Annotated in this window: 23 protein-coding genes and 2 pseudogenes; 9 read left to right on the top strand and 16 right to left on the bottom strand. The window is 73.8% G+C overall.

Annotated features, from left to right (window positions below; genetic code table 11):
* Positions 1-91 precede the first annotated feature (91 nt).
* Positions 92-796 (top strand): MSCRAMM family protein, encoded by a 705-nt coding sequence (locus PUR56_RS05880; RefSeq protein ID WP_329948121.1) that lies wholly within the window; start codon positions 92-94, stop codon positions 794-796.
* 123 nt (positions 797-919) lie between these two features.
* Here PUR56_RS05880 and PUR56_RS05875 read toward each other — a convergent pair whose 3' ends face one another.
* Positions 920-1,579, bottom strand: coding sequence for a ThuA domain-containing protein (locus PUR56_RS05875; protein WP_329948120.1), 660 nt, complete (start codon positions 1,577-1,579; stop codon positions 920-922).
* A 109-nt stretch (positions 1,580-1,688) separates the two neighbouring features.
* On the opposite strand from PUR56_RS05875, the gene PUR56_RS05870 reads away from it, so the two are divergent.
* Entirely contained in the window at positions 1,689-2,021 is a 333-nt protein-coding gene (locus tag PUR56_RS05870; protein ID WP_329879413.1) for a YnfA family protein, read from the top strand.
* A 267-nt stretch (positions 2,022-2,288) separates the two neighbouring features.
* Here the strand turns inward: PUR56_RS05870 and PUR56_RS05865 are convergent, their stop codons facing one another.
* Complete coding sequence (locus PUR56_RS05865; RefSeq protein ID WP_329879412.1) at positions 2,289-3,503, bottom strand: pyridoxal phosphate-dependent aminotransferase; 1,215 nt, start codon at positions 3,501-3,503, stop codon at positions 2,289-2,291.
* A gap of 97 nt (positions 3,504-3,600) precedes the next feature.
* Between PUR56_RS05865 and PUR56_RS05860 the strand changes: the two are divergent.
* Both PUR56_RS05860 and PUR56_RS05855 read left to right on the top strand, forming a co-directional pair.
* Positions 3,601-3,951 (top strand): annotated as a pseudogene (locus tag PUR56_RS05860) (winged helix-turn-helix transcriptional regulator); the annotation flags it as partial.
* Positions 3,952-4,489: 538 nt separating this feature from the next.
* Positions 4,490-5,296: an SGNH/GDSL hydrolase family protein gene (locus PUR56_RS05855; RefSeq protein ID WP_329948119.1), complete on the top strand. Its 807-nt coding sequence runs from the start codon at positions 4,490-4,492 to the stop codon at positions 5,294-5,296.
* Positions 5,297-5,344: 48 nt separating this feature from the next.
* On the opposite strand, the gene PUR56_RS05850 is transcribed toward PUR56_RS05855, so the two are convergent.
* Positions 5,345-7,000 (bottom strand): DUF2079 domain-containing protein, encoded by a 1,656-nt coding sequence (locus PUR56_RS05850; RefSeq protein ID WP_329948118.1) that lies wholly within the window; start codon positions 6,998-7,000, stop codon positions 5,345-5,347.
* 219 nt (positions 7,001-7,219) lie between these two features.
* Here PUR56_RS05850 and PUR56_RS05845 point away from each other — a divergent pair.
* Positions 7,220-8,020: pseudogene (locus PUR56_RS05845) on the top strand (pentapeptide repeat-containing protein); the annotation flags it as partial.
* Positions 8,021-8,378: 358 nt separating this feature from the next.
* Here the strand turns inward: PUR56_RS05845 and PUR56_RS05840 are convergent.
* The 7 genes from PUR56_RS05840 to PUR56_RS05810 all read right to left on the bottom strand — a co-directional run bounded on the left by PUR56_RS05840 (position 8,379) and on the right by PUR56_RS05810 (position 13,565).
* Positions 8,379-8,669 (bottom strand): hypothetical protein, encoded by a 291-nt coding sequence (locus tag PUR56_RS05840; RefSeq protein ID WP_329948117.1) that lies wholly within the window; start codon positions 8,667-8,669, stop codon positions 8,379-8,381.
* A gap of 66 nt (positions 8,670-8,735) precedes the next feature.
* Positions 8,736-9,341 (bottom strand): hypothetical protein, encoded by a 606-nt coding sequence (locus PUR56_RS05835; protein WP_329948116.1) that lies wholly within the window; start codon positions 9,339-9,341, stop codon positions 8,736-8,738.
* The gene (locus PUR56_RS05830; protein ID WP_329948115.1) at positions 9,338-10,657 is read right to left on the bottom strand and encodes a DUF7224 domain-containing protein; all 1,320 of its coding nucleotides are present in this window, start codon (positions 10,655-10,657) and stop codon (positions 9,338-9,340) included. Before PUR56_RS05830 ends, PUR56_RS05835 begins: the two co-directional genes overlap by 4 nt.
* A gap of 1 nt (position 10,658) precedes the next feature.
* Positions 10,659-11,519 (bottom strand): ATP-binding cassette domain-containing protein, encoded by an 861-nt coding sequence (locus PUR56_RS05825; RefSeq protein WP_329948114.1) that lies wholly within the window; start codon positions 11,517-11,519, stop codon positions 10,659-10,661.
* Between the two features lie 162 nt (positions 11,520-11,681).
* On the bottom strand, positions 11,682-12,083 hold the full coding sequence (locus PUR56_RS05820) for a hypothetical protein (RefSeq protein WP_329879404.1): 402 nt from the start codon (positions 12,081-12,083) through the stop codon (positions 11,682-11,684).
* Between the two features lie 361 nt (positions 12,084-12,444).
* Complete coding sequence (locus tag PUR56_RS05815) at positions 12,445-13,176, bottom strand: tyrosine-protein phosphatase (RefSeq protein WP_329948113.1); 732 nt, start codon at positions 13,174-13,176, stop codon at positions 12,445-12,447.
* 44 nt (positions 13,177-13,220) lie between these two features.
* On the bottom strand, positions 13,221-13,565 hold the full coding sequence (locus tag PUR56_RS05810; protein ID WP_329948112.1) for an ArsR/SmtB family transcription factor: 345 nt from the start codon (positions 13,563-13,565) through the stop codon (positions 13,221-13,223).
* 156 nt (positions 13,566-13,721) lie between these two features.
* Between PUR56_RS05810 and PUR56_RS05805 the strand changes: the two genes are divergently transcribed.
* Together PUR56_RS05805 and PUR56_RS05800 are read left to right on the top strand one after the other, a co-directional pair.
* Complete coding sequence (locus tag PUR56_RS05805; protein WP_443034438.1) at positions 13,722-14,705, top strand: zinc-dependent alcohol dehydrogenase family protein; 984 nt, start codon at positions 13,722-13,724, stop codon at positions 14,703-14,705.
* A 286-nt stretch (positions 14,706-14,991) separates the two neighbouring features.
* Entirely contained in the window at positions 14,992-16,140 is a 1,149-nt protein-coding gene (locus PUR56_RS05800) for an FHA domain-containing protein (protein WP_329948110.1), read from the top strand.
* A 94-nt stretch (positions 16,141-16,234) separates the two neighbouring features.
* On the opposite strand, the gene PUR56_RS05795 is transcribed toward PUR56_RS05800, so the two are convergent.
* The gene (locus PUR56_RS05795) at positions 16,235-17,146 is read right to left on the bottom strand and encodes an aminoglycoside phosphotransferase family protein (protein ID WP_329948109.1); all 912 of its coding nucleotides are present in this window, start codon (positions 17,144-17,146) and stop codon (positions 16,235-16,237) included.
* A 370-nt stretch (positions 17,147-17,516) separates the two neighbouring features.
* Between PUR56_RS05795 and PUR56_RS05790 the strand changes: the two genes are divergently transcribed.
* On the top strand, positions 17,517-20,003 hold the full coding sequence (locus PUR56_RS05790) for a Tex family protein (protein ID WP_329948108.1): 2,487 nt from the start codon (positions 17,517-17,519) through the stop codon (positions 20,001-20,003).
* Between the two features lie 120 nt (positions 20,004-20,123).
* Here the strand turns inward: PUR56_RS05790 and PUR56_RS05785 are convergent, their stop codons facing one another.
* From PUR56_RS05785 to PUR56_RS05765, 5 genes are all read right to left on the bottom strand, one after another.
* Positions 20,124-20,561 (bottom strand): SHOCT domain-containing protein, encoded by a 438-nt coding sequence (locus PUR56_RS05785; RefSeq protein ID WP_329948107.1) that lies wholly within the window; start codon positions 20,559-20,561, stop codon positions 20,124-20,126.
* A gap of 142 nt (positions 20,562-20,703) precedes the next feature.
* Positions 20,704-21,390, bottom strand: coding sequence for an NUDIX hydrolase (locus tag PUR56_RS05780; protein WP_329948106.1), 687 nt, complete (start codon positions 21,388-21,390; stop codon positions 20,704-20,706).
* Positions 21,387-22,547, bottom strand: a complete 1,161-nt coding sequence (locus tag PUR56_RS05775) for a type III polyketide synthase (RefSeq protein WP_329948105.1) — start codon at positions 22,545-22,547, stop codon at positions 21,387-21,389. Before PUR56_RS05775 ends, PUR56_RS05780 begins: the two co-directional genes overlap by 4 nt.
* Positions 22,548-22,690: 143 nt before the next feature.
* Positions 22,691-23,896, bottom strand: a complete 1,206-nt coding sequence (locus tag PUR56_RS05770) for a cytochrome P450 (RefSeq protein WP_329948104.1) — start codon at positions 23,894-23,896, stop codon at positions 22,691-22,693.
* A 237-nt stretch (positions 23,897-24,133) separates the two neighbouring features.
* Positions 24,134-24,748: a TetR/AcrR family transcriptional regulator gene (locus PUR56_RS05765; RefSeq protein ID WP_329948103.1), complete on the bottom strand. Its 615-nt coding sequence runs from the start codon at positions 24,746-24,748 to the stop codon at positions 24,134-24,136.
* Between the two features lie 166 nt (positions 24,749-24,914).
* Here PUR56_RS05765 and PUR56_RS05760 point away from each other — a divergent pair, with 166 nt between their 5' ends.
* Complete coding sequence (locus PUR56_RS05760) at positions 24,915-25,709, top strand: SDR family NAD(P)-dependent oxidoreductase (RefSeq protein WP_329948102.1); 795 nt, start codon at positions 24,915-24,917, stop codon at positions 25,707-25,709.
* Positions 25,710-25,780: the final 71 nt, after the last annotated feature.

The raw sequence follows: 25,780 nt of genomic DNA, 5'->3' as shown, positions 1-25,780 counted from the left end.
GACGGCTGCCCCGCCCGGGTATCAGTTGCCTGCTTCGCCGGTGTTCGGTCCGTTGGTTCTGACTCCGGCGAATGCTTCGGCCGGTGTGCAGGTGACGGCTGCTGATCTGCCGCAGCCCCCGGTGACGGGTGAGGTGCGGGTCCTGAAGAAGGACGCGAACACGGGCGCGGTCCTGGCCGGTGCGGTGTTCGAGCTGTGGAAGGAGACCAACGGCATCCCCGGTCTGCAGACGACCGGCGTGAACCCCGACACCCAGGTCGGCGCCCCGTGCACCACCGGCGCCGACGGCCTCTGCCGACGGACGGTGGAGGTCGGCGGGTACTACTGGCGTGAGACCGCTGCCCCGCCCGGGTACCAGCTGCCGTCCCTGCCGGTCTTCGGTCCGCTGGTCCTGACGGCGCAGAACGCGTCCGAGGGCGTCCAGATCACGGCGCGCGACTGCCCGTCGCCGAAGCCGCCGGCCGACGGCTCGATCCACCTCACCAAGAAGGACGACAAGTCGGGCAGGCCGCTGGCCGGCGCCGTGTTCGAGCTGTGGAAGGAGACCAACGGCATCCCCGGTCTGCAGACCGGTGGGCCCAACCCCGACACCCGCTCGGGTGCGTCCTGCACCACCAGCGCCGACGGCGGGTGTGACTTCAGGCACCTGTCGGCGGGCCAGTACTACCTGCGGGAGACTGTCGCGCCTCCGGGCTACGACCTTCCGCGTGACCCGGTGACCTGCCCCTACACGGTCGACGAGGACGACTGCGTCACCGTCGTGCTGACCAACAAGAAGCACGACGACGACTGCTAGGAACCGAGGAAGCCGGGAACCCGGGACCCGGGAACCCGACGACGCAGGAGCGTCTGACTGTCGGAATGCCGGACCCGCCCGGAGCCCCGTGCTCCGGGCGGGTCCGCCATGTCCGGCCCGCCCTCAGACGAGGACGTGCCGCAGGCCCCCGAGCAGGTGGGCGCGGAAGGCCGGGTCCGTGTACGCCTCGGGCGCGTGGCCGAGGGAGGTGTAGAAGGTGGGGACGCCGTCGTGCTCGCCGCACCAGGCGATCGGGTGCCGGTCGGCCGACCCCATCGAGGCGCCCCGGTAGTCGGCCTCGTCGACGGTGAGCAGGACCCGGGCGCCGCCTTCGCGCGGGTCGGAGCGGAAGTCGTACCACTCGTCGGTCCAGTCCCAGCGGGCCGGGAGATGCGCGGTGGACGGGTGGTCGGCGTCGGCGACCCGGACGACGGCGGGCTGGATCGGCGGGTGCCGGTCGAAGCGGGCGCCGACCAGGCCCTCGAACCAGGGCCACCCGTACGCGGTGGTGGAGGCCGCGTGCACGCCCAGCCAGCCGTGGCCGGCGGTCAGGTGGGCGCGCAGCGCGTCCTGCCCGGCCTCGTCGAGCACCTCGCCGCCCGTGGAGAGGAAGACCACGGCCGCGTACCGGCGCAGGGCGTCCGGCCGGAAGACGGCCGGGTCCTCGGTGGCGTCGGCGGTGAAGCCGTGCCGTTCGCCCAGCTCGTGCAGCGCGCGGGTGCCGTCCAGTGCCGAGGCGTGCGGGAAGCGGAGGTTGCGACGGTAGATCAGGATCCGGGCCATGGGGGCGATCCTGCCAGGTGCCCGGGAGGGCGCGGCCGGGCGTTCCGTCGGCGAGGGCCGGGACGGCGACCGCGCCGGGGTCCGGGGGCGCGTCGTAGGCTCTCGGATCATGACCGTCCTGCGCTCCGCCCTCCTGTTCGTCCTCGCCGCCCTCCTGGAGATCGGGGGCGCGTGGATGGTCTGGCAGGGGGTGCGTGAGCACCGCGGGTGGGCGTGGATCGGGGCGGGCGTCGTCGCGCTCGGTGCCTACGGCTTTGTGGCGACCCTGCAGCCGGACGGAAACTTCGGTCGGGTGCTGGCCGCGTACGGCGGGGTGTTCGTGGCCGGCTCGCTGCTCTGGGGAATGGCGGTGGACGGCTTCCGGCCGACCCGGTACGACGTGGTCGGGGCACTGGTCTGCCTCGCGGGCGTCGCCGTGATCATGTACGGCCCCCGGCGCTGAATCCGGCCCCGGCTCTCACCTGCCGGACGGGTCGTGCAGTGCCGAAGCCCCCTGCCCACGTCTCGGGGAGTCCCGAACGGTCGGCACACCTCGCGATCTGCTGCGCGCCCCTTCTCGGGTTCCGGGCGCCGGGGCGGCGGGTGCACGCGAGCGACCCCGCGGACCGGGGTGTCCGCGGGGTCGGGCCTTGAACGGGGTCGGGCCTTGAACGGGGTGGGGCGGGGCCGGGGCGTGCCGATGCGGAGAGGCCGCCCGGCTGCGGCCCGGTTACGTCTGGCGGTAGGTGGCCAGGAAGCGGCCGATCCGGTTGATCGCGGTCTCCAGGTCGTCGGCCCGGGGGAGGGTGACGAAGCGGAAGTGGTCCGGGCGGGGCCAGTTGAAGCCGGTGCCCTGGACGACGTGGATCTTCTCGCGGAGCAGCAGGTCCAGGACGAATCGCTCGTCGTCGACGATCCGGTGGACGGCGGGGTCCAGTTTGGCGAACGCGTACAGCGCGCCCTTGGGGCGGACGCAGCTGACGCCGGGGATCTCGTTGAGCGCCTTGTGGGCGACGTCGCGCTGCTCGGCGAGGCGGCCGGTGGGCAGGACCAGGTCGTTGATGGACTGGTGGCCGCCGAGCGCGGCCTGGACGGCGTACTGGGCCGGGACGTTGGGGCAGAGCCGCATGCCGGAGAGCATGGTGAGGCCCTCCAGATAGTCGGACGCGTGCTGCTTGGGTCCGGACACGACCAGCCAGCCGCTGCGGAAGCCGGCCACCCGGTAGGACTTGGAGAGGCCGTTGAAGGTGAGGGTGAGGACGTCGTCGGCGAGCGCGGCCAGGCAGTGGTGCTCGGTGCCGTCGTAGAGGATCTTGTCGTAGATCTCGTCGGCGAGGACCATCAGGTGGTGCCGGCGGGCGAGGTCGAGGATGCCCTCCAGCAGTTCCTTCGGATAGACGGCGCCGGTGGGGTTGTTGGGGTTGATGACGACGATCGCCTTGGTGCGGGCGGTGATCTTCGACGCGATGTCGTCGAGGTCCGGGTACCACTCCGCCTCCTCGTCGCAGACGTAGTGCACCGCCTTGCCGCCGGCCAGCCGGATCACGGCGGTCCAGAGCGGGTAGTCCGGCATCGGGACGAGCACCTCGTCGCCGTCGTCCACGAGTGCGGTGACGGACATCTGGATCAGCTCGGAGACGCCGTTGCCGAGGTAGACGTCGTTGACGGTGACACCGCTGACGCCGCGCTGCTGGTAGTACTGCACGACGGCGCGCCGGGCGGGCAGGATGCCGCGGGAGTCGCTGTAGCCGTGGGCGTTGGGGAGGTTGCGGATGATGTCCTGGATGATCTCCTCGGGCGCCTCGAAGCCGAACGTGGCCGGGTTGCCGGTGTTCAGCCGGAGCACGCTGTGCCCGGCCTCCTCCAGTGCGTTGGCCTGGTCGACCACCGGGCCGCGGATCTCGTAGCACACGTCATTCAGCTTGCTGGACTGCCGAAACTCCATCTGCGGCCTCCCGACCGTCACACCGCGTGGATCCTTCTTGCTTTGTTCTACCAAGTAAGCACTTGGAAAGTCCAACCTTTTGGCTATGCTGATCCACATGTCACGCCGAAGCTACGACCAGTACTGCGCCGTCGCCCGCGCCCTGGACGCGGTGGGGGAGCGCTGGAGCCTCCTGATCGTCCGTGAACTCCTCGCCGGCCCGCGCCGCTACACCGACCTGCACGCCGACCTGCCCGGAGTCTCCACCGACATCCTCGCCGCGCGCCTCAAGCAGTTGGAGGGTGAGGGGCTGGTGGAGCGGCGGCGGCTGGAGCGGCCGGCCAACGCCACCGTCTACGAGCTGACCGCGCGCGGCGCCTCGCTCCGGCCGGTCGTCGACGCGCTCGGAGCCTGGGGGCTCCCGGCGCTCGGCGAGCAGCGGCCGACCGATGCGGTGCGATCGCACTGGATCACCGGGGAGGTGGATCCGGGGACGGCTCCGGACGGGGAACGGGACGCGGGCCGGGACGCGGACGGAGCTCCGGAGGCTTCGGGAAGACCGGCGGACAGAGTGATGCTCGCGGGCTAGGGTCCGCCGGGCTCCGGGCGCCGCGCGTGGTCCGCCCGCCCGGCCGGGGCGGTGACCTCCCTGTGTGGCTCCGGTTCCGCCCGCCCGGCCGGGGGGACACGGCCCGGCACCGCGGGGGCGCCCGTGTGGGAGGCGCCGCACCCGCGGCCCGGCGGTGGGGAGCTGCTGCGGCGCCCGGCTCCCCCGAGACCGGCCGTCGATCCGCGCAGACGGCCCGCACTGCTCGCGGCGTCCGTCCCTCCCGACCTGCACCACTCTGCCGGGCGGCGATAAACGGCGGATCGACATCCGCTTGTCGCGGTCGTTCACCGGGCAGCGGCGGCCGTGCCGCGGTCCGGTCGCGGGAGGGGTCCGCCCCGGGACGCGCGGGCGCTGCGCGTACGATCGTCGGGCCATCGAGAAGACTGTGGAGAACGCCGTGCGCCACGCGCCCACCACCTACAGCAGTTACGTCGCCGTCGGGGACTCCTTCACCGAGGGCATGTGCGACGAACTGTCGCCCGACGGTCACTACCGGGGCTGGGCGGACCGCCTCGCCGAGCGCCTCGCCGCCGAGCGGCCGGCCGGGGACTTCCGGTACGCCAACCTCGCCGTCCGCGGCAAACTCATCGGCCAGATCCACGACGAGCAGATCGACACCGCCACCGCCATGGGCGCCGACCTGGTCACCCTGGCCGGCGGCCTCAACGACGTGCTGCGTCCCCGCTGCGACGTCGTCCGCGTCGAGGAACTGCTCGGCCGCTCCGCCACCGAGCTGCGCGCCACCGGCGCCACCGTCGTCCTGTTCACCAGCACCGACCCGACGCGGCGGATGGCCGGCTCGGCCCGCCTGCTCCCGGCCATCCTGCGGATGAAGGCCTTCGTCCACGAGCTCGCCCAGGACCCGGGCATCGCCGTGGTCGACCTCTTCTCCGCGCCCTGCTTCGACGACCGGCGGCTCTGGTCGGAGGACCGGCTGCACCTCTCGCCCGAAGGTCACCGCCGGGTCGCCGAGGCCGTGCTGGAGGCGCTCGGCCGCCCCACCGCAATCGACTGGCGTGCCCCGCTGGCGCCCGCCGACCCCCCGCGCCGCACGGAGAAGCTGGCCGCCGACGCCCGCTGGGCCCGGACCCACCTGGGTCCGTGGGTCGGCCGCAGGCTCACCGGCCGCTCCTCCGGCGACGGCCGCGCGCCCAAGCGCGCGGAACTGCTGCCGTTCGAGGCCCGCGAGGCTCAGGGGGCGTAGCGGCCGGCCGGCCGGCCCGGAGGCGGCCACCCGCAGGCAGGTGCCCCCTCAGCCCCGGAAGAGGTGGTGACCGACGTCCGAGGGCACCTCGTCCTGGTACGGGGTGGAGTCCGGACCGGGTACGTGCTCGCCCGGGACCGGCTCGGTGCTCTCGCGGTGCAGCAGCACGACACCGTCCTCCGACCAGAGCGTCCGGTAACCGTGCGCCAGCAGCAGGTCGATCCTGGCCGCCTGCTCGCGGTCGGTCCGGAACGGGAAGGACCGCTTGTCGGCGCGGATCAGCACGTACTCGCGCCCGCGAGGCTTCTCGTCCACCAGGACCACGTCCGTCCGGGCCGTCAGCCGGGGCGCCGCCTGGTTGTCGGCCTCGACGGACGCGCCGTCCGGGATCCGTGCCGCGCCGCGCAGCAGCGCGGCCTCGCTCGCCTTCGGCTGCCAGTAGGCGGGCACGAACAGGTTCGCCGCCCCGAGCGGCAGCGCCGCCGCTACGGTGACGGCGGCCGCCGCCACACCGAGGCGTCGGGTCAGTGCCCGGTCGTGGTGGCGGCCCAGCACCTCCAGTGCGGCGACCAGCAGGATCGGCCAGAGGAACGCGTCGTAGTGCCGGGCGACCGACCAGTGGTTCGGGTTGCTGGAGAGCACCCTCTCGGCCAGCAGCGGCAGCGCGCAGAGGATCGTTGCGGAACGCAGCGGGAGGAGGAACAGCGTGCCGAAGATCCAGAGCAGCAGCAGCGGCTTCAGCGGCGCGTCGACGAGGGCCGAGAGGAGCCGGGTCGGATCGGAGAGCACGTTGGCCACCGCCGAGCCGCCGTCCTCGCCGAGCGCCTGGTAGTTCCAGTAGTAGCCGGGCACCCCGCCCATGGCCGGGACCAGCCAGGCGATGGCGACCACCGAGGCGAGCGGCCCGCCGAGCAGCAGCCCGGTGCCCCAGCGGACGGCCCGCCTGCGTCGCGCCGGCTCCGTGTCGCGGCGGGCCCGCAGCAGCAGCACCAGCCCGTACGCGCCGACCGCCAGCCCCATGTCCTCCTTGGTGCAGCAGAGCAGCAGTGCGGCGAACGCGGCGGTGCCGTAACGGCGGGCCAGCCCGCGCTCCAGCATCAGCAGCGTGAGCGGCACCGCGAACGCCACCTCGTGGAAGCCGCCGCGCGAGGCCACCAGCAGCGGCCAGCCCAGGCCGTACGCGAGCGCGGCGAGGTCGGCGGCGCGACGGGCGGTGCGCGGGTCGGCGTCGGCGAAGCAGCGGTCGGCGATCCGGCGGATCAGCGGCACTCCGGCCGCGAAGCAGAGCGCCTGGCCGAGGAGGAGGGAGCGCGGGTCGTCCCAGAGCCAGTAGAGCGGCGCCATCAGGGCGATCACCGGGGAGAAGTGATCGCCGAGGAGGGAGAAGCCGGGCGGGAACTCGTGGTGGTAGCTCTTCAGCGTCGAGACCGGCAGGCCGAAGTGCGCGTAGCCGCGTACGCCCTGGTCGAAGATGCCGAGGTCGAAGCCGCCCAGCTGGGCGGTGGTCCACTGCTGGGCGCCGATGGCCAGGCAGACGGCGAAGCAGAGCACGGTGAACGCGATCGTGCGGGCCCGCGGGGAGGAGCGGAGGTCGGCGAACCGGTCGGCGGACGTGCGGCCCCCGGCGTCGGCGGTGTTGCCCGCGTCGGCGGTGTCACCGGGGTCCAGGGCGTCCGGGTACGGCGTCACGTCGTGCCGGGACATGCCTGATTCCTCCAGTGTGCTGTGGTGCGCGGTGCTGCTCGTGCCGTGTGCGGTGCCCCCGGATCCTGAGCGGATCCGGGTCGCTTCCGTCCTGCTTGAGCCCTGACCGCCTCGCCCGGCCGAACCGACACCGGCCGACCACACTAACCGACCGCGGTTCCGGCGGATCGGTACGCTCTACAGCGCACGACCTCACCCGACCGGAGGAACACCAGCACCGTGACCGTCCCGAGCCTCAACCTCGTCTCCGACTGCGGGAGCTGCTTCGGGCTGTGCTGCGTCGCGCTGCCGTTCGCCGCGGGCAGCGATTTCGCCGTCAACAAGTCCGCCGGAAGCCCGTGCCGCAACCTGCAGACCGACTTCACCTGCGGCATCCACGAGCGGCTGCGCGACACCGGCTTCCCCGGCTGCACGGTGTACGACTGCTTCGGGGCCGGCCAGCACGTGTCGCAAGTCACCTTCGGTGGGCGCAGCTGGCGGGAGGAACCGGAGAGCGGCGCGCGGATGTTCGAGGTGTTCCCGGTGGTGCGGCAGCTGCACGAGCTGCTGCGGTACCTCACCGAGGCGCTCACCTTCGCCCCCGCCCGTCCGGTCCACGCCGAGCTGGGCGAGGCGCTGGAGGAGACCGGCAGGCTCGCCGCCGGCACGCCCGAGGAGATCCTGGCGGTCGACGTGCCCGCGCACCGGCAGCGCGTGGCCGAGCTGCTGCTGAAGGCGAGCGAGCTGGTCCGGGCCGCCGTGCCGCGCCGCCGCGAGCACCGGGGCGCGGACCTGTTCGGCGCCCGCCTGCGCGGCGCGGACCTGCGCGGCGCCAACCTGCGGGGCGCCCTGATGGTCGCCGCCGACCTGTCCGGCGCGGACCTGCGGCTCGCCGACCTGATCGGGGCGGACCTCCGGGACGCCGACCTGTCCGGTGCCGACCTCACCGAGGTGCTCTTCCTCACCCAGATCCAGCTCAACGCGGCGCGGGGTGATGCGACGACCCGCCTGCCGGAGACGTTGGAGCGCCCGGGGCACTGGCCGGAGGCCGCGGGCGCCGCCCCGCCCGGGCGGGGCGGCGCCCGCGGGCCGCAGGGCGGTCGGCCACGCGGTGGGGGGCAGCGCGGCGGTGCCCGCAGCGGCCAGGGCGGGGAGGGAGGCCGGAGCGGTCAGGGTGCTCAGGGCCGGGACGGCCGAGGCGGCGGTCAAGGGCGGAGCGGCGGGCAGCAGGGCAGGCCGCGCCCGCGGTGAGGCCGTGCCGGCGTTCCGTCCGACCCGTTCCACCCCGCCCGTCCTGTTCGCCCCGCACACCCGGCCCCACCGCACCCGGCCCCACCGCACCCGGCCCCACCGCACCCGGCCGCGTCGCACCCGGCCGCGCCGGGTCGGCGCGGCCGGGTCAGTCGATGTACACGCTCCGGCCGGTCGGGTAGGTGCCCTGTCGGCCGGGTAGGACGACGGCGATCTCCGAGCCGCCGCAGCCCGGGGCGTCGAAGACGGAGACGGGCTCGTCGGTCTGGTTGGTGACCGTCAGCGGCGTGCGGATCCCCTCGTAGCAGCCGCTCGGGTGTTTGTAGCGGGCCCCGTTGACGGCGAGCGAGCCCTGGGCGGCGAGGGCCGAGGTGGGCAGGGCGAGGGTGAGGGCACCCGCTGCGGCCAGGGTGCCGCAGACGGTGACGAGACGTCGCACGATCGATACCTCCGGGGGTGGCGAGGGGCTGGGTCGAGCGGGGCCGGGCGGAGTCGGGCGGGTCCTTCAGACGGCCAGTACCCGTTGTTCGGTCACCGGATGCCGGCGGAGCAGTGCACAGGACGTACCGGCGAGCACGGTGAGCGCGACGTCGGCGAGCGCGTACGCCGAACCCGCCGGGTGGAGGGGCCAGGCCCAGGGTTCGGGGCGGCCGTCCGGGTTCCAGCCGATCGCCGAGCAGAGCAGCGGGACGACGGCGAGCGCGGCGGCGGCGGGGCGGTGGCCCACCAGGGGGTGGAGCAGCAGCGCGAGACCGAGGTAGCCGGCGGTGTCGCGGGCGATGACGAGGGTGAGGTCGCCCTGTCCGGCCGCGTACGCGAGGGCGCCGACCGCCGTGCCGGTGACGGCGACGCCGAGGGCGAGCGCGACGTCCCACCCGCGCAGGAACCGCCCGGCGACCGTCTCCGTCCGCAGGTCACCCCGGCCCAGCCCGTACAGCAGGAAGACCGCCGGGATCAGGGTGATCACGTGCGCGACCAGGAAGTGTCCGGCCCGGCCGCGCAGCGCGGGCACCGGCAGTTCGCCGTCCCCGAGCAGCAGGCCGAGGGCGAACGTGCCCGCGAGCGCGGCGGTGACGGCCGGCACCGCACGGGCCTTGCACCACCAGATCACGGGGCGCCACCCGCCCCGGCGCTCCCCGGTCCGGCCGTCGTGGTCCCCGGTCCGACGGCCGGCGGCGGGGCGCCGCACCGGCCGAGTGCCTCGACGGCCCTTCGGTACCAGTCGAGTTGGGCCTCCCGGGGAAGCCGCAGCAGCTGCGCGGCGCGGGCGGTGTCCGCGTCGTCGAACCGGCCGCCGGAGGACGGCGGCACGGTGCTGCCGTCCGGACCCGCCCGTGCGGCGAGCCAGGCGGCGGCCGTGCCCGCCGCCGCACCCGCCGGGTACGGGCCGCCGTGCAGGGCGCAGTCCGGGACCCGGGGGAGCAGACCGCCGACCACGGCGGGCGCGACGTCCTGCACCCGGGCGTCGGTGGGGACGCCCAGCTTGGCCTCGCCGGGCCCCGGTCGGCCGGCCATGGTGAACGCCTCCGGTACGGGCACACCGTGCCCGGCCAGGGTGCCGGCGAGTCGCCGGGTCTCCGCGCGGACCATGGTCGAGCGGGCGGCGCCCAGTTCGGGCCAGAGGCAGACGCGAGGCCGGCCGTGGTCGCAGACCAGGGCGGCGGCGGACCGCGTCCGGACGGGCTCCGGGCCGAGGTCGCGGGCGAGGTGCGCGGCGAGTCCGATGCCGGCCGCCGTCACCGCCAGCGCGGCTGCCAGGGCGATCGGCGCGCCCCGCTGCCGGATCAGCAGGACGGCGGCCGAGCAGACCGCGGCCGAGAACACCAGTGAACTCGCCACCGCCCGGCCGTCCAGGACCTGGTCCACCGCGCAGCAGTCGGCGAGGCCGCCGCCGACCAGGTGCCGCAGCCAGTAGGTGTCGAACGAGGCCGGGTAGGCGTTCAGGACGAAGCTGCTGACCAGTGCGAGAGGGACGGCGACCACCGGCGCCAGCACCCGCCCGACGACCGACCCGATCAGGGTGTCGGCGAGCAGGAGCCCGGCCCAGACGGCGAGGACACCGGGCTGCGGCACCCCGGTCACCGTGCCGCCGGCCGCCGCGGTGGTGCCGAGCGCGGTCACCATGCCCAGCCCGCCCATCACGGCGACGGGCAGGAGCAGCGGCGCGGTGATGGTCAGCGGGGACCGGACCGGCGAGCGGTCGAAGACCCGGCCGCGGTGCAGTCGCCCGCCCTCCCAGGCCCCGGCGGCCGCGCAGGCGGCGCCGGCGAACGGCAGCGCGAGGCTGGCGTGGCCGGCGGCGGCGAGCCCGTAGGCGGGGGTGATCCAGGCGGTCAGGTCGTCGCCGAGGGCGACCAGGACGAAGCCGAGCAGGAACGGCAGCACACGGGTGCCCGCCGAGACCCGGAGGACGGTGCGCAGCAGCATGTCACGTCTCCCGTTCGATCAGGCGGGCGTACGCGGCCTCGGCGCTCGGGGTGCCGGGGCCGCGTACGCCGGTATCGGGGCCCGCGGCACCGCCACCCGCGGGGCCGCGACCTGTGGGACCGCCGCCCGCGGCACTCCCGGCACCGGGGCCGGTGGCGTCGGCGGCACCGACGACGGCGCCGTCCGCGAGCGCGTGGAACTCCCCGGTGCCGCCCTGGAACCGGATCCGGCCCCGGTCCAGCACCACCACGTGCCGGTAGGTCTCGGCGAGGTCCTCGGTCTGGTGGGTGGAGACGACGACGCTCACGTCCTCCGTCAACTCCTCGACCAGCGAACGGAACACCGCCCGCTGGGTCGGGTCGAGTCCGGCGGTGGGCTCGTCCATGAGGATCAGCTCGCTGTGGTGGGCCAGGCAGCCGGCGATGCCCAGCCGGCGGAGCTGGCCCCCGGAGAGCTGGTGCCCGGCCCGGTCGGCGAGCCGGTCCAGCCCGACCCGGGCGAGCGCGCCGGCCGAGGCCTGCCAGGCGGCGGTGCGCGACATGCCCTTCAGCCAGCCGCAGTACGCGACCTGCTCGCGCACGCTGAGCCCCGGGACCGGGGTGACCTGTTGGGGTAACCAGGCCACGGCGCGCCGGTAGGCGGCCCGGTCGCCGCCGCCGGTGGCCGGGTTGACGCCGTGCCAGGTGACGGATCCCCGGTGCGGGGACAGGTGGGAGGCGGCGAGGGACATCAGCGTGGACTTCCCGGCGCCGTTGGGGCCGAGCAGGACGGTGGCCCGGTTCTCGATCCTCAGGTCGAGACCGGCGAAGAGGGTGGCCTTTCGGTTGTACTGGAATTCGATGCGGTGGAATTCGAGAGCCATGGCGGGGTCGACGCATTTCGCTCGGGGAAGTGGGCCGTCGTTCCGGGTGGTGTTCCGGGTGTCCCGGGTGTTTCCGGGCGTTCGGGTTGTGCCGACGGAAGGGGCGTCCGTCGGCACGCCTCGGCACGGCGGCGGATCGGCGGCGGATCGGGTCCGGGTGTGTCAGTACCGGGTGCTCACGGTGTCCACCCAGAGCTTTCCGCCACCGCGCACGCCCTCCAGTACGAAGTAGTAGTCGCCGGAGCTCTGGTCGCCCCAGGCGGAGCCGTCGCAGTGGTTGAGCCGGTAACCGTAGGACTTGTCCGGGCCGAACACGTCCTTGAAGAGCGCGAGGTCGGCGTCCTTGAAGTCGTTGGTGTCGGTGGTGCAGCCCTGGAAGGTGACCGTGGTGACGGTGTCGTCCCGGTCGGCGTCCGCCCAGCGGCGGGACTCCGAGCCCGGGCCCCACTTGCCGATGTGCGACGTCCAGGAGCCCTCGGCGAGGGCGGGCGTGGCCCCGGCGAACCCGATCAGTGCGGCGGCCACCAGGGCGCCGCGCAGGAGCGTGCGGTTCTCGGCGTGCATGTTCCGTCCGATCTTTTCGGTGACACCGCCGTGCGGGGCGGAGTCATGCAGGCAAAAAGAAACGAGCGGAGGTTCGACCGGAACGGTCTTGGTCACCCGATCGGCCGAGCCGCCGCGGGAATGACATTAGCGTGCACGAACAGGTGGCCAGCACTATTTTTTCCGGCCATTCGGAGGGCCGAGGTCTGGGGGAGGAGGGATGGCAAGGGCGTGATCGATATTCACCGTAAATTCTCTACCGCGGCACCGGTCCGGACAATATCGACCGCCGGTGTCCGTTTTTGAACAGAAGGCCGAGCGATTCCTTTTCTATGTGATTGTCGTTCCGGTGATGTACTGGCCAGTTACCGCCCTCGGGCGGCTACACCGTGAGAAGCCGGGCGCGGAGTCCGCCGATCACGGCCCCGTCGATCCCGACCTTGCCGGTGGCGTAGGCGTGCACCGACCCGTGGGCGGCGGTCAGGTCCGCGAGCGTCAGCCGGATCACCTCCTCCGGAGCGCGTCCGAACGCCGGCCAGCGCAGCGCGCGCCCCGGGTTGGAGGCCCGCCAGTCGGCCACCAGTCGGGCGGTGACCAGCTCGGTGAGCGCGAAGTCCGCGGCGACGTCGTCCTCGTCGACTCCGAGCAGGGTGAGCACCAGTGCGCCTATCAGCCCGGTGCGGTCCTTGCCGGAGGCGCAGTGGAACACCACCGGCCGGTCGGCCGCGGCGATCACCTCCAGCACCTCCCGGATCTCCGCCGCCCCGTCCTCCGCCACCTCGGCGAAACGATCCGCCAGGTGCCGCCAGGGATCCACGTCCGGGTCGATCTCGGCCTGGTCGTAGGGCCGGTGCTCGATCGAGAGGTTGTGGTACGCGACCCCGTCCAGCTCCGGGACCCTCCCCTTGCGGGCGATCTCCCACGGGTAGCGCAGGTCGATCACCGTTCCGATGTCCAGTGCCCGGAACCGTTCGAGGTCGGCGGGGGAGACGAGGGTGCCCAGGGACGCGGAACGGTAGAGCCGGCCCCAGCGGACCGACCGGCCGTCGGCGGTCGGGTAGCCGCCCAGGTCGCGGAAGTTGATCGGGCCTTCGAAGGTGATGTGGCGTGTCATGTTCGCACCCTAAGGGGTGGTGCGTGCGCGGCCCCGGGCGGGACTCACCGCTGCTCCGGCGCCGTGACGACGGCCTGGAGCAGCCCCGGGAAGGCGTCCTCGAACTCCTCCCGGCGCAGTGCGTTGAGGCGGGAGGTCCCCACGTAGTACTGGCGGATGAGGCCGGCCTCGCGCAGGACGTGGAAGTGGTGGGTGGCCGTCGACTTGCCGACCGGCAGTTCGATCACCCCGCAGGCGAGGTCCTCGCCGGCCGCGTGCAGCTCGCGGACGATGTGGCGCCGGACGGGGTCGACGAGCGCCTCCAGCACCTGCTGGAGCGCGACCGTGCGGAGGTCGGGGTGGGGCGGGACGCGGTCCCCGGTGGTGCCGCGCTGCGCTGCTCGTGTCATCGGTGGTGGGCCTCCCGCCGGTCATCGTACGACAGCCGGCGCGGTGCGGCCGGGTCGAAGTACGACAGCTGTCGAAGTTTGACAGCTGCCGTACTTTGAAGTTGTCTGGAGGGGTCGCCACCTAGGGGGAACGGGAGTTGAGCGATGGTCAGGACTGTGCGCTTTCACGAGCTGGGCGGGCCGGAGGTGCTGCGGCTGGAGGACGCGCCGATCGCCGCGCCGGGCGCCGGTGAACTGCTGATCCGCGTCGACGCGATCGGGGTCAACCGGGCCGAGGTGCTGTTCCGCAGCGGCCGGTACATCGAGGACGTCCGGGAGTTCCCCGGTCGGTTGGGCACCGAGGCGGCGGGCGTGGTCGAGGCGGTCGGACCGGGGGTGGCGGGGTTCGCGGCAGGGGACCGGGTGAGCGTGGTGCCCGCGTTCTCGATGAACGACTACAGCGTCTACGCGGAGCGGGCGGTCGTCCCGGCGGACGCCGTCCTGCACCGGCCGGAGGGGCTGGACGCGGTCGGCGGCGCGGCGGTCTGGATGCCGTACGTGACGGCGTACGGGGCGCTGGTGGAGACCGGCGGCATGCGGGCCGGCGACACGGTGGTGATCACGGCCGCGTCCAGCAGCGTCGGCCTGGCCGCCCTGCAGATCGCCGACCGGGTGGGCGCGACGCCCATCGCCACCACCAGGACGGCCGCGAAGCGCGACGCCCTCCTGAAGGCCGGCGCGGCGGACGTGATCGTCACGGACGAGGAGGACGTCGCGCAGCGGGTCCTGGAGCTGACCGGGGGCCGGGGCGCGACGTTCGTCTTCGACGCCGTCGCGGGCCCGGGCGTGGTCGAGCTGGCCGAGGCCCTGGCCCGGGGCGGCACCCTCTTCGTCTACGGCATGCTGAGCGGCCTGGACACGCCGTTCCCGCCGATGGCCCTGATGAGCGGCAGGGCGATGCGCAGCTACATCCTCCACGAGACCACCAGGGACCCGGAGGCCCTGCGTCGTGCCGAGGCCTTCGTCGCCTCCGGTCTGCGCACCGGGGCCTTCCGGCCGGTGGTCGACCGGACCTTCCCGCTGGAGGAGATCGCCGACGCCCACCGCTACATGGAGGCGGGTACGCAGGTCGGCAAGATCGTGGTGACCGTCGACCACTGACGGCGGCTCCGGGACGCCCGGGAAGCCCCGTCGGCCCGGGGCGGCGGCAGGTCGCCGACGGGGAGGGCGGCGGGCGGAGGGCGGAGGGGAGGCCGGGAACGGGCGGCCGGGAACGGGCGTGCGCGGCGGTTCGTGGCCGCCGGCGCGGCCGAAGTGGGCAGCGGCGAAACGGTGGTGAAGACGGGGCAGGGGGCGATCCTTCCGGCGCGGCCTCCCGCCGGCGGGGGTGGTGCGCCATGATGGGGACGGAAGGACGGTGCCCGGCGACCCGTGCCACGGAGGTCCCTTGGAACGCAACCTCGCGACCGCGGCCGACCGCGCCGACTACCTGGTCGAACTCTCCAACATCGCCTGCCAGGTCAACCTCGGCGGCCCCGCCCCGCGTTCACTGCACCGTCTCCACCTGGTGATCCAGGCGCTGATCAGGCTCACCGGAGACCGGAACGTCTCCGTCTACCTGGTCGCGGACCGCAGCCTGCTGGGCGGCAGGAGGGAGTTCACCCACCCGGCGGACGCCCGCATGCTGCGGCGGTGGGTCACCGCCGGCCTGGTGGAGGAGGTGCCGGACGCCGACGAACGCGTCCTGGAGATCGCCGGCATGACCGGCATCCAGGTCGTCACCGGCGACCACTACGACGACTTCCGCCTCGAACACCCGTGGATCCAGGGCAACACCTGGCAGTTCCTCAAGCCCGAGCCGGCCCGCGGGGGTACGGTGCGGCTGGTGCCGCTCGACATGGGGCACCGGACGGGCGCGGAGATCTCGAAGAAGATGGAGCTGTCCGCGCTCAAGAAGCAGGGACTGCTCACCCCCGCCCGCAAGCCCCTGGTCGAGGTCGTCGGCCGCGCCTGGCGCTGCCCCGAACAGCGCTGCACGCTCTACAGCGTCCACCGCGGGGGCCGGGTGATGCTCCCGCGGATGCGGCAGGGCCTGCCCACCTGCGAACTGCACGGCGCCCCGCTGCTCGACGACGGGACGCGGCCCGGCGCCGCACAGTTGAAGGTGGTCGTCGACGGGCAGTGCGTGGCCCGGTACACGCTCGACGAGGGCTCGCAGACGGCGGTAGGTCGGGCGCCCGGTACGGCGGACGGCATCGCGCTGCTCGCCCTGCTGCCGTCCGCGCTCGCCGCCCGGGTGAGCCGCCGGCACCTGGTGGTGTCGGTGCGCGGCGGCTCGGTGGTGGTGCGGGACACCAGCACGTACGGCAGCCGGATGCGCGCGGCCGGCCGGCACGGACAGTGCGGCCCCTGGGAGCAGTTGCCGCCCGGGGCGAACCGCCCGTTCCGGCCGGGCGACGAGGTCGAACTCGCGCCGGGGCTGGTGCTGACCCGCAGCGGTCGCCGCTTCCCCGCCGAACTGGCCGGCTCCTGGCAGTCCGAGGTCGCGCGCCGGCCGCTCCCGCCGGGAGCGGCGGAGGCCACCCGGACCATGTAGGCGTGAGCGGTGGCCGGTTCGCGCGGACGCCACGGCGGAGCGCCCGCGACGGAGCGCGGGCGACGGGGCGGCCGGGACGGGGCGCGGGCGGGGCTCACACGCTGCGGTCCGTCAGCACCTCCCGGAGCACGTGGCGGGCGTTGGCCGCCAGGGGCGGATTGGTCGTGCGGTAGTACGGCAGCTGGATCAGCGCGATCGAGAGGGCCCAGGCGCGGCCGCGCTCCCAGGTGGCGTCGTCGACGGCGAGGGCGGTGCGGAAGACGGGGCGGGCGCTGCCGGGGAGGAGGTTCCAGGCGGCGATCAGGTCGACGGTCGGATCGCCGACCCCGGTCTGGCCGAAGTCGAGGACGCCGCCCAGGTGCTGGCCGGTGAGCAGGAGGTTGCCGGGGGACAGGTCGCCATGGATCCAGGTGGGCGGTCCGGCCCGCTCCGGAAGGCGGAGGGCCTTGTCCCACAGGGCGGTTGCGGTGTCCGTGTCGATCATTCCGCGCAGCCGGCCGATGGCCGCGCGGGTCGCGGCGTCGCGGGCGGCGAGCGGTGCGCCGCGCGAGGCCGCCGGGGCGTCCGGAGTCGGCTCGACCTTGCGCAGCGAGGTGATGAAACCGGCGATCGAGTGGGCGAGCCGAACCGGTTCGGCGAGCGATCCGACGACCGGGTTGACGCCGTCCAGCCAGCGCACCACCGACCAGTTCCACTGGTATCCCGAGGACGGGCGGCCGTGGCCGAGCGGCTCGGGAACCGGGACCGGGAGCCGGGAGGCGAGGCGGGGGAGCCAGTGCTGCTCGCGCGTGACGCCGTCGGCGGCCCAACCGGCCCGCGGGAGACGGACGGCGAGCTCCGGACCGAGGCGGAACATCGCGTTGTCCGTCCCGGTGGAGGCGACCCGTTGCAGCGGAAGCCCCTTCCACTGCGGGAACTGAGCGGAGATCAACCGTCGGACCAGGCCGGCGTCGATGTCGGGTTCGTCGTCGTGCATGCGGTCGGGCGGTCGGGCGGCTGCGCACATGCCCGGCACTGTACGCCTGGACCGGCGGGTGATCGCCTCCTTTTCGAACACCAGGGTGGGATCGTGAGGACTTCACGGGGGTGTTGGGTTTCCAGGGGGGCGCTCGGGGGCGCGGCCGTGCTGGTCGGAGCCGCTTCCGCCGGAGGAGGGGCACGCGATGACCGACCCGCTCCGGTAGGTCTCGGTCGGCCGGGGACGCGGTCCCGCCGGAGGGACGGCCGCGCACCGCCTCCTCACCTTCCTCCACGCCGCCCGCCCGTCCCGTCGCACCCGCGCCACGCCCGGGGTGGTGGGGGCGGGCGGGGGTGTCGTCGGCAGCTGCCAGAATGCGGGGGTACGGACAGCAACTCTGAAGAAGGTGACCGGCTTCGTGACCACGCCAGTCGAACAGGCGGCCCGACAGGCCCAACAGGCGATCGAGCGGAAGATCGCCGAGGAGCTGGGCGTCCGCGAGGGACAGGTGAAGTCGGCGGTCGATCTGCTGGACGGCGGTGCGACGGTTCCGTTCGTGGCCCGCTACCGCAAGGAGGCCACCGGCTCGCTGGACGACACGCAGCTGCGCACGCTGGAGGAGCGGCTGCGGTACCTGCGGGAGTTGGAGGAGCGGCGGACGGCCGTCCTGGAGTCGATCGAGGCACAGGGCAAGCTGGACGACGCGCTGCGTGCGCAGATCCTCGGCGCCGACTCGAAGGCGCGGCTGGAGGACATCTACCTGCCGTTCAAGCCGAAGCGGCGCACCAAGGCGCAGATCGCCCGCGAGGCGGGGCTGGAGCCGCTGGCGGACACCCTGCTCGCGGACCCCTCGCAGGACCCGGCGGCGCTCGCCGGGACGTTCCTCAACGAGTCCGTCGCCGACGCGCCCGCCGCGCTGGAGGGCGCCCGGTCGATCCTGGTCGAGCGGTTCGGCGAGGACGCCGACCTGGTCGGCTCGCTGCGCGAGCGGATGTGGACGCGCGGCCGGCTGGTCGCCACCGTCCGCGACGGCAAGGAGCAGGACGGCGCCAAGTTCGCCGACTACTTCGACTTCGCCGAGCCGTACACCAAGCTCCCCTCGCACCGCATCCTCGCGATGCTGCGCGGCGAGAAGGAGGAGGTGCTGGACCTCGACCTCTCCCCGTTCGACGGCGAGGAGGCGGGCGACCTGCCCGGCGCGAGCGACTACGAGCAGCGCATCGCCGCCCGGTTCGGGGTCGCGGACCACGGACGCCCGGCCGACAAGTGGCTCGGCGACACCGTCCGCTGGGCCTGGCGCACCCGCATCCTGGTCCGGCTCGGCATCGACCTGCGCGGCCGGCTGCGCCAGGAGGCCGAGGACGAGGCGGTGCGCGTCTTCGCCGCCAACCTGCGCGACCTGCTGCTCGCCGCCCCGGCGGGCACCCGCGCCACCATGGGCCTGGACCCGGGCTTCCGGACCGGCGTGAAGGTCGCCGTCGTGGACGCCACCGGCAAGGTGGTCGCCCACGACACGATCTACCCGCACCAGCCGGCCAACAAGTGGGACGCCGCGCTGGCGACCCTGGCGGTGCTGGCGAAGAAGCACTCCGTCGACCTGGTCGCGATCGGCAACGGCACCGCCTCGCGGGAGACCGACAAGCTGGCCGAGGACCTCCTCACGCGCCACCCGGAGCTGAAGCTCACCAGGGCGATGGTCAGCGAGGCCGGCGCCTCGGTCTACTCGGCCTCGGCGTTCGCCTCGCAGGAGCTGCCCGACCTGGACGTGTCGATCCGCGGCGCGGTCTCGATCGCCCGCCGGCTCCAGGACCCGCTGGCCGAGCTCGTCAAGATCGACCCCAAGTCGATCGGCGTCGGCCAGTACCAGCACGACCTCAGCGAGGTGAAGCTCTCCCGCTCGCTGGACGCGGTGGTCGAGGACTGCGTGAACGCGGTCGGGGTGGACGTGAACACCGCCTCCGCACCGCTGCTCACCCGGGTCTCGGGCGTCACCGGGACGCTCGCCGACAACATCGTGGCGCACCGCGACGCCAACGGGCCGTTCCGCACGCGCAAGGCGCTGAAGGACGTCGCCCGCCTCGGGCCGAAGGCCTTCGAGCAGTGCGCGGGCTTCCTGCGGATCCCGGACGGCGACGACCCGCTGGACGCCTCCGGCGTCCACCCGGAGGCGTACCCGGTGGTGCGGCGGATCCTCGCCGCCTCGGGAGGGGAGCTGCGCGAGCTGATCGGGAACGGCACCCGGCTGCGGGCGCTGCGGCCGGGCGACTTCGCGGACGACACCTTCGGCATCCCGACCGTCACCGACATCCTCGGCGAGCTGGACAAGCCGGGCCGGGACCCGCGACCGGCCTTCCGCACCGCGACCTTCAAGGAGGGCGTCGACAAGATCGGCGACCTGGAGGTCGGCATGGTGCTGGAGGGCGTGGTGACCAACGTGGCCGCGTTCGGCGCCTTCGTGGACGTGGGCGTCCACCAGGACGGGCTGGTGCACGTGTCGGCGCTGTCGAGGAACTTCGTCAAGGACCCGCGCGAGGTGGTCAAGCCGGGCGACATCGTGACCGTCCGGGTCACCTCGGTGGACGTGCCGCGCAAGCGGATCGGGCTCACACTGCGGCTGGACGACGAGGTCGGGCGCGGGGCCGGAGACCGCGGCGGAGACCGCGGCGGTGAGCGGCGCGGTCCCGGTGAGCAGGGCGGACGCCAGCGGCAGGGCGGCGGTGGCGGTGCCGGTGGAGCCGGTGGTGGCCGCCCGCCGCGCCAGGACCGGCGCGGGTCGGGCGGCGGCTCCGCCGCTCCGGCGCCGGCGGGGAACAGCGCCATGGCGGACGCGTTGCGGCGGGCCGGGCTGACCGGCGGTGACCAGCAGGGTCGCGGTTCGGGTGACCGGCGGTCCGGGCGGCGCTGACGCGGTGAGCCGAGCTGGCGGGCCCGCGGGCGGGGGAGCTCCCGCGCCCGCGGGCCCACCCGCCGCCCGGCGGTCCGTCGGCCGGCGGGTGGGCGGGCTGCCGGGCGGGCCCGGGCCCGGTCACACCAGGAGCTTCTCCTTGGCCCGCTGGTAGTCCTCCTCGGAGATCGCCCCGCCGGCCTTGAGCTCGGCGAGCTTGGCGAGGTCGTCGACGTGACTGCGTGAGCCGGTCGCCCCGGTCCCGCCTCCGGACCCGGCCTCGCCCGCCGGAGTGCTGCCGGCCGCCTCCCGGATGTACTGCTTGAACGCGGCATCGGACTGCCGGGCCTGGGCGACGTCGCGCTCGCCCATGCTCCTGCCGCGGGCGATGACGTAGACCAGCACGCCGATCAGTGGCAGCAGGATCACCAGGAGCAGCCAGCCGGCCTTGGCCCAGCCGCCGATGTCGTGGCTGCGGAAGATGTCCGTGATGATCTTGAACAGCAGGAAGAACCAGAGGATCCAGAGGAACAGCTCCAGCATCGTCCAGAAGATGTTGAGCAGCGGGTAGTTGTCCATGACGCTCCCGTCGGTGCAGGCCCGAGTCCCTTCGAGTCATACCACCGCCGGTCGGACACCACGGTCCGCTGTTGAGCCATTCCGGTGATCTTCAGGACGTGCGGGAACACCCCGGGCGCAGACTTCCGGAGCGGGCGGGCCCTCAGCCGGCGGAGGGGCGCTCCCGCAGCTCCACCGCCAACCCGATCAGCTCGCCCCACCACGCCTCGTGGCCGTCCAGCAGCAGCCGCTGCGCCTCGGCCGGCTCCACCGCCCGGACCTCGACGACCTGCTCGCCGTCGTCCGGATTGGTCGGGTCGGAGTCCACCGCGACCTCTCCCCAGCCCCAGAGCCAGGCCTTCTCGGGGTGCGGCTGCCACGGCCGGTACGGCTCGGTGTCCTCGGTGACGCAGCGGTGCGCGCCCAGCCAGACCGGCTCGCCGAGCAGCCGGGCGCCGGCCTCCTCGCGGAGTTCGCGCACCAGGCAGGACTCGACGGACTCGCGGTCCTCGCGGGTGCCGCCGGGCAGGAACCAGTGGTCGCGCTCGTCGCGGCAGAGCACCACCAGACCGTCGCCGGTGAAGCCCACCAGGTGGATGTTGGTGACCAGCTCGTCCGGCGGCAGGGCCGTGGAGAACTGGGCGTCGTAGCGGCCCCAGGTCCAGTACTGCGGCGCGTGCAGCGCGGGGAAGAGGGTGGCCAGCTCGGCCGCCCGGTCGGCGGTGGTGGCCGGGCCGGTGCCGGCCACCCGGTCGGCCGCGGCGGCCCGGTCGGTGGCGGCGCTGCGGGGGATCCGGGCGGTCCGGTCGGCTCTGGCGGCGGCGCCCGTACGGTCCGTGGTATCGGTCATTCGGTGATCGTAGTCCCGGCCGGGCGCAGCAGGGGGGCCGTCGGGTGAGTCAGCGTCAGCTCGGCGGTGTCGATCGCGCGCGGCCGGCGCGGGACCACGGCCTCCAGCGGTGCGCCGACCCAACTGCCCAGGGAGATCTCGGCGGTGATGCCGGGGCCGAACCCGGCGATCAGCCCCTGGGTGCCTTCGGTGACCTCGCCCTCGTCGAAGAGCCGGGCCAGTGCGTCGAAGACGACGGCGCTGGCGATGTTGCCGCGCTCGGTGAGGGTCGCGCGGGAGAACCGGAAGGCGGCCGGCTCCAGGTTGAGGAAGTGGCAGAGGTCGTCGAGGATGCGCGGGCCGCCGGCGTGGACGATGTAGAAGCCGAGGCCGGAGACGTCCCAGGCGTGGTCGGTGGCGAGTGCCCGCAGGGCGGGGGCGAGCATCTCCATGGTGCCGGGGACGCGCTTGTCGAGCTGGAAGTGGAAGCCGGTGTCCTTGACCCCGTAGGAGATCCAGTCCTCGGTGTCCGGGACGAGGTGCGAGCCGTTCCGCTCCAGGTGGATGCCGGCGCCGCCGCGCCCGCGCAGCACGGCGGCGGCGATCGCGTCGCCGAACAGGCCGTTGGAGAGCAGCGAGCCGACGCCGATGTCGGTGGGCTGGTAGCAGAGCGAGCAGAACTCGCAGGCCACGATCAGCACGTTGGCGCCGGGGTAGGCGCGGCAGAAGTCGTGCGCCCGGTTGACGGCGGCGCCGCCGGCCGCACAGCCGAGTTGGGCGATCGGCAGCTGACGGGTGTCGGAGCGGAAGCCCATGGTGTTGATCAGCCACGCGGTCAGCGAGGGCATCATGAAGCCGGTGCAGGAGACGTAGAGGATCAGGTCGATGTCCCGGGCGCCGAGTTCGGCGTGGCCGAGCGCGCGCTCGACCACCTCGGGGACGCGGCGCTTGGCCTCGCGCTCGTAGACGGTGTTGCGCACCGTGAAGCCCGGGTGGGCCAGGGTCTTCCCGATGGGCTGGACGAGGTGCCTGGTCCGCACCCCCGTGTTCTCGATCAGCCGCAGGGCGAGTCCGAGTTGGGGGTGGCCGGCGTGCAGGGTGCGGGCCAGGTCGAGGGTCTCGTCGAGGGTGATGACGTGCTCGGGCACGGCGATGGCGGGTCGGCAGAGTGTTGCCATGGGTGGACTCCCCTGGTGGCCCGGGCGGGGCGGTGGGTCGGCGCGGGCGGTGGCCTACGGATGCGTGGGGCGGGCGCCGCCGCGCGGGCGGGTCGGCGCGGTGCCGCCGGGGCGGCTGCGGGGGCCGTGCGGCGGGGAGGCGGTCACCAGGCGATCGGGAGGGTCTGCGGGTAGCGCCAGATCGAGCCGGTCTGCCAGTCGAGTTCGGCGGGCGGGACGGCGAGCCGCAGGCCGGGGAAGCGCCGCAGCAGGGTGCCGATGGCGACCTGGAGTTCCATCCGGGCGAGGTGGGCGCCGAGGCAGTGGTGGGTGCCGTAGCCGAAGGTCATGTGGTTGGCGGTGCCGCGGTCGAGGTCCAGCTCGTCGGGTCGCTCGAACATCGCCGGGTCCCGGTTGGCGGCCAGGTAGGAGACGTGCACCGGCTCGCCTGCGCGGATCAGCACGCCGCCCAGCTCGACGTCCTCGGTGGCGACCCGGGCGATGCCGACGCCCTGCCGGAACGGGATGAAGCGGAGCAGTTCCTCCAGGGCGCGCGGCAGCATCTCGGGCTGGGCGCGCAGCTTGGCGAGCTGCTCGGGGTGGGTGAGGAGGGTGTAGGTGATGTTGGAGAGCTGGTAGGTGCTGGTGTCGTGACCGGTGACCAGCAGGACCATGGCCATGACGGCGAGTTCGTCGTCGTCCAGCAGCTCGGCGCCGTCCCGTGCGGTGGCCAGCGCGCTGATCAGGTCCTCGCCGGGCGAGCGCCGCCGCGCGCTCGTGAGCTCGGCGAAGTAGGCGCGCAGGGCGGCTTTGGCGTTGACCTGCCCGGCGCCGCTGCCGGGACCCATCGTCATCATCGCGACGGCGTGGCCGCGGAGTTCGGCGCGGTCCTGCTCGGGGATGTCGAGCAGCTCGCAGATGGTGGTGAGCGGGAGCCGGCTGGAGAGGTGGTGGACCAGGTCGGCGGGGGCGCCGTGCTCCTCCATCCCGTCCAGGTAGCCGTCCACGACGCCCTGGGTGTGGGCGCGCATCCGCTCGACCTGGCGGTTGGTGAAGCCCTTGGCGACCAGGCGGCGGAGCCGGTTGTGGGCCGGCGGGTCCATCAGGTTGATCGACTCGACCTGGGCGATCGGGGCGGGCGTCATCCGGGGCAGGTCGCGGCCGATGCCGGCGGCGCGACTGAACCGGCGGTCGGTCGTCACGACGCGGACGTCCTCGTAGCGGGTGGCCAGCCATGCCTCGCCCTCGCCGTGCGGGAGGCGGATCCTAGCGATCGGTTCCTCGGTGAGCAGGCGCTTGAGGAGCGGGTCGAACTCCAGGCCGTCGGTGTGGTTGAAGGGGCAGTCCCACACGGGGGCGGAGGTAGTCACGGGCTGATCCAGGGGCCGGTGTGCTGCCGCCCGACCGGGGTCGTTCGGGCGCGGACGTGCTGATGTTCCCCCATCTGGCCGCGAAAATGTGGACAAGAGAGATTGTTCCCTCGATCGAGGGAGATAGATGATTATCGTGCGATAAAGGGCAGTTGGGGGCTCCGGATCGCCGCCTGATCGGTGCGTTCCCCGTCGGGCATGTCGGAGGGCATGTCGGAGGGCGTGTCGGAGGACATGTCAGGGGGCGGGTCGGAGGGCGGTGCGCGGGCCGACGCCGTGGAGCAGGGTGTCGACGATCCTGGCCGCGAGCGCGTCGGGGTCCGGGTCCGGGGCGGGGTCCGGGCCGGTGGCGTGCTCGCCGTGGAGCGCTTCGCCGATGAGGGCGTAGAAGACGCGGCGGACCCATTCCAGGTCGGCGTCCGGGGCGATCAGGCCCTGGGCCCTGAGCCGGCCGAGCAGTTCGACGCAGCGGCGGGCGATCTCGTCGTGCGTCCGCAGGGCCCGGTCGCTCTCGGTGGCCGCCGTCCCGAGGGCGAAGCCCCAGGCGCCCTTGACCCGCAGCACGTTGGCGGTGGCGCGGTGCAGTGCGACGAGCGGTGGCGCGGTCTCGGGGTGCCCGTCCTCGATGGCCTCCGCGAGCTTCGCCGCCGCCTCGGCGGCCAGGGCGTCGACCAGCGCCTGCCGGTTGGCGAACCGCCGGTGGACGGTGGTCCGGGTGACCCCGGCGGCCTCCGCGATCTGTTCCATGGACGCGCCGGGGTTGACGGCCAGGACGCGCTCGGCAGCGGCCAGGATCGCTCGGACGCTGCGCTCGGCGTCGGCCCGCAGGGGGCGGCCGGCCGTCTTGCTCATCTGTTGCCTCCAGTGGGGTCGTCCCCGGAAACGGTACAGCCGGGGAGAGGCTCCCCAAATAAATGACACACATGTGTTGCGGATAACTCTTGATCCGATACTGTGGTGTTACAGATAGCGGGCGTCGCCCCGGCTCCGCGCTGTCCAAGGGAGAAGGAGCACCACTGTGCGCACCACCGCTTTGATCACCGGCGCGTCCTCCGGCCTCGGCGCGGAGTTCGCGGCCCAGCTCGCCGCGCGCGGTCACGACCTCGTCCTGGTGGCCCGCTCCGCCGACCGCCTCGAAGCCCTCGCCGAGCGGCTCGGAAAGGCCCACGGGATCACCGCCCACGTCCTCGTCCAGGACCTCTCGGCGCCGGATGCCGCCCGCCGCGTCGGCGCCGAACTGGCCGACCGGGGCCTGACCGTGGACCTGCTGGTCAACAACGCGGGCTTCGGCACCTGCGGCCGGTTCGAGGAGATCGACGGGTCGCGCGACCACGACCAGCTGATGGTGAACGTCGTCTCGCTCGTCGACCTCACCCATGAGCTGCTGCCCGGCATGCTCGCCCGGGGGCGGGGCTCGGTGGTCAACGTGGCCTCCACCGCCGCCTACCAGCCGACGCCGTACTTCGCCGTCTACGGCGCGTCCAAGACCTTCGTGCTCAACTTCAGCCTCGCGCTCCGCCAGGAGTACCGCCGGCGGGGCATCCGGGTCCTCGCCCTCTGCCCGGGGCCGGTGGAGACCGCGTTCTTCGAGGTCATCGGCACCCGGAAGGCCGCCGTCACGGGCAGGTTCGACTCTCCCGGGGCGGTGGTCCGGGCCGGCCTGCGCGCCCTCGACGCCGACCGCTCCTACGTCACGCCGGGTCTGAGCAACTTCGCGGGTGCCCACCTGGTGCCCCGCCGGCCGCGCGGCCTGGTCGCGGCGATCGCCGAGCGCGTCACGCGCGGCGTCCGGGACGCGGCCCGGGTGGCGTGACCCGGCACGTGATCCGGCGGCGTGACCCGGCGCCCTGACCCGGCGCCGTCGCCGGGCCGCCGGGCCGGTGG

This window comes from Streptomyces sp. BE303 (genome assembly GCF_036290945.1).
Classification (GTDB): Bacteria; Actinomycetota; Actinomycetes; order Streptomycetales; family Streptomycetaceae; genus Kitasatospora.
The sequence above is the reverse complement of the archived record's forward strand: the minus strand, read 5'-3'. Positions and strand labels throughout refer to the sequence as shown.